Below are 3920 nucleotides of genomic sequence, written 5' to 3' on the forward strand. Positions count from 1 at the left end.
TCGCCCGCTCCGTTTTGAGGAGTTTGAGCAGAAAGTCAGCCAAGCTATTTTCGTCTCTGCTACACCTGGTCCATATGAGCTCGAGCATACGCCGGAAATGGTTGAACAGATTATTCGGCCGACGGGGCTTCTTGATCCGACAATAGAAGTCAGACCAATTGAAGGTCAGATAGATGACTTAATTGGTGAAATTAATGAGCGCGTTAAACGAAACGAACGGGTCTTAGTAACTACGTTAACGAAGAAGATGTCTGAAGACTTGACTGATTACCTTAAAGAAATTGGTATCAAGGTTCAATATCTCCATTCCGAGGTAAAGACATTAGAAAGAACAGAAATCATTCGTGAGCTTAGAATGGGTAAATATGATGTGTTAATTGGGATTAATTTATTGCGTGAAGGATTAGATATTCCTGAGGTCTCGCTTGTAACCATTCTCGATGCGGATAAAGAAGGATTCCTTCGTTCTGAGCGCGCTCTCATTCAAACAATGGGCCGGGCAGCACGGAATGAAAATGGCCAAGTAATCATGTATGCCGATCGAATGACGAATTCCATGGAGCTGGCGATTCAGGAAACAACCCGCCGCCGGGCAATTCAAGAAAAGTATAATCAAGATCATGGAATTACTCCGACAACCATACAAAAAGATATCCGTGACTCGATTCGTGCGACATATGCTGCAGAAGAGCAGGAAGAATATGCCGCTCCAAATTATAAAACACTGACAGAAAAAGAACGGATTGAAGTAATTGCAAGTACAGAGAAACAGATGAAGGAAGCAGCTAAAGCACTTGATTTCGAACGTGCAGCAGAACTTCGTGATTTATTAATAGAATTAAAGGCGGAAGGATGACGATACATGGCTATGGATAAAATTACGGTTAAAGGTGCACGAGCCAATAACCTGAAAAACATTGACGTCATCATCCCAAGAGATAAAATGGTGGTTATTACAGGCTTATCAGGATCAGGGAAATCATCGCTGGCATTTGATACGATTTATGCAGAGGGGCAGCGCCGCTATGTCGAATCACTGTCTGCCTATGCCCGCCAATTTCTTGGACAATTGGATAAGCCTGATGTTGATGCGATTGAAGGACTGTCACCAGCGATTTCTATTGATCAAAAAACTACCAGCAAAAATCCTCGGTCGACAGTAGGAACCGTAACAGAAATATATGATTACCTGCGGTTGCTTTATGCACGAGTAGGAAGACCGACCTGTCCGATTCATCATATCGAGATTTCTTCACAAACAATTGAGCAGATGGTAGACCGCATCATGGAGTATCCGGAACGAACAAAACTCCAAGTACTTTCACCATTGGTAGCAGGAAGAAAAGGCTCGCATGTGAAAATTCTTGAAGATGTGAAAAAGCAAGGATACGTTCGGGTGCGGATTGACAAAGAAATGCATGATTTAGGTGATGAAATTTCGCTCGAAAAAAATAAAAAACATTCTATTGAAGTAATCATTGACAGAATTGTTGTGAAGGAAGGGGTAGAAGCGAGACTTGCCGATTCCCTAGAAAGTGCCTTAAAGCTCGGCGGTGGAAAAGTCCTTATTGATGTTATCGGAAATGATGAAGAATTGCTGTTTAGTGAACACCATGCTTGTCCATACTGCGGTTTCTCAATTGAAGAACTCGAACCGCGGATGTTTTCTTTTAACAGTCCGTTTGGAGCTTGCCCGGAATGTGATGGTCTAGGAATTAAAAGAGAAGTGGATCCTGAGTTAGTCATTCCCAATAAAGAATTGACGCTAAAACAGCATGCAATCGCTCCTTGGGAGCCGACAAGTTCACAGTATTACCCACAGCTGCTTGAAACCATATGCAAGCATTTCGGGATTGATATGGATGTTCCAGTCAAGGAATTACCAAAAGATCAATTGGATATCATTTTATACGGCTCAAAAAAGGAGAAAATCTATTTCCGCTATAAAAATGATTACGGCCGCGTACATGAAAGCTATATTGCCTTTGAGGGTGTTTTGAAAAATATTGAGCGCCGCTATAAAGAAACCAGTTCTGATTATACCCGTGATCAAATGGAAAAATACTTAGCAGATCGTGCTTGTCCTAGTTGTAAAGGTTACCGGCTGAAGCCGGAAAGTTTGGCGGTTTTAATACAAGGGCAGCAGATTAGTCAAACTACATCACTCTCGATCGAGGAATCATTGGAGTTTTTTGCTAATCTGGAATTAACAGAAAAAGAACAGGCTATTGCGAAGTTGATACTTCGAGAGATTAAAGAACGAATTGGATTCCTTGCGAACGTGGGACTTGAATATTTAACGTTGAGCAGAGCTGCGGGAACTCTTTCTGGCGGAGAAGCGCAGCGTATTCGTCTGGCTACGCAAATTGGTTCACGACTGACGGGTGTCTTATATATTCTAGATGAACCTTCTATTGGTCTTCATCAGCGTGATAACGACCGGTTAATTGAAACATTGAAGAATATGCGTGAAATAGGAAATACCCTAATTGTTGTCGAACACGATGAGGATACGATGCTTGCGGCAGATTACTTAATCGATGTTGGACCAGGAGCAGGTTCTCATGGAGGCGAAATAGTTGCTGCCGGCACTCCGAAAGAAGTAATGGAGAATCCGCGTTCTTTGACTGGTCAATATCTTTCTGGTGAAAAGTTCATACCCCTGCCAGTCGAACGCCGGGTTAGTGATGGACGATTTATCGAGATTAAAGGCGCGAAAGAAAATAACCTTAAAAATGTAAATGTGAAGTTTCCACTTGGAACATTCATTGCTGTGACAGGTGTTTCGGGTTCAGGTAAAAGTACCTTAATTAATGAAATTCTTCATAAAGCATTAGCACAGAAATTAAACCGTGCCAAAGCGAAGCCAGGGGATTTCCGAGAAATTAAAGGCATTGACTACTTGGATAAAGTCATTGATATTGATCAATCACCTATTGGGCGAACACCTCGATCCAATCCGGCAACCTATACTGGCGTTTTTGATGATATACGTGATGTGTTTGCTTCAACTAACGAAGCAAAAATCCGCGGGTATAAAAAAGGCCGTTTTAGTTTTAATGTAAAAGGCGGCCGCTGTGAAGCTTGCCGTGGAGATGGCATTATTAAAATTGAAATGCATTTCCTGCCTGATGTATATGTACCATGTGAGGTATGTCATGGGAAGCGTTACAATCGTGAAACATTGGAAGTAAAGTATAAAGGGAAAAACATCGCTGATATTCTGGAGATGACTGTCGAAGAGGCAAATCCATTCTTCGAAAATATTCCGAAAATTAAACGTAAAATACAAACCATTTATGATGTTGGTTTAGGATATTTACAGCTTGGTCAGCCTGCAACCACGCTTTCCGGCGGGGAAGCTCAGCGTGTGAAACTTGCATCTGAACTTCATAAACGTTCGAATGGCCGCTCATTCTATATTCTTGATGAGCCGACAACTGGCCTGCACGTACATGATATCGCGAGACTTTTAGAGGTATTGCAGCGTTTAGTTGATAATGGTGATACTGTTCTGGTAATCGAACATAATTTGGATGTTATTAAAGCTTCTGACTATATTGTTGACCTCGGTCCTGAGGGCGGAGATAAGGGTGGAACGATTTTGACAACCGGTACTCCTGAGGAGATTATGATGTTTGATGGATCTTATACGGGAAAATATTTGAAACCGATTATCCTTCGTGATCAAATTCGAATGGAAAATAAGATAAAAGCAAAAGAGCATGAATCTGTTCAATAAAAGAAAAGCAAGCCTTATAGGTTTGCTTTTCTTTACTAATAAAGGGCTTATGTTATGTCAATAAGCTGCTCAATTTGTCATTTGATGCTGAATGATGTAACGAGAAATTTAATTAATCGATTAATTAAATTTCTCGTTACATCATTCAGCATCAAATGACAAATTGAGCAGCTTATTG

Annotated in this window: 2 protein-coding genes; both read left to right on the forward strand. The window is 41.1% G+C overall.

Going from position 1 to position 3920, the window contains the following annotated elements:
• Window positions 1-856 (forward strand): helicase-related protein (locus AC52RT_RS03530; RefSeq protein WP_495539477.1); only part of this gene is annotated, 856 nt, incomplete at its 5' end.
• 6 nt (window positions 857-862) lie between these two features.
• Window positions 863-3742, forward strand: a complete 2880-nt coding sequence (gene uvrA, locus AC52RT_RS03535) for an excinuclease ABC subunit UvrA (RefSeq protein WP_495539478.1) — start codon at window positions 863-865, stop codon at window positions 3740-3742.
• Window positions 3743-3920 lie beyond the last annotated feature (178 nt).

The sequence above is a fragment of the Peribacillus sp. genome, from assembly GCF_059453735.1.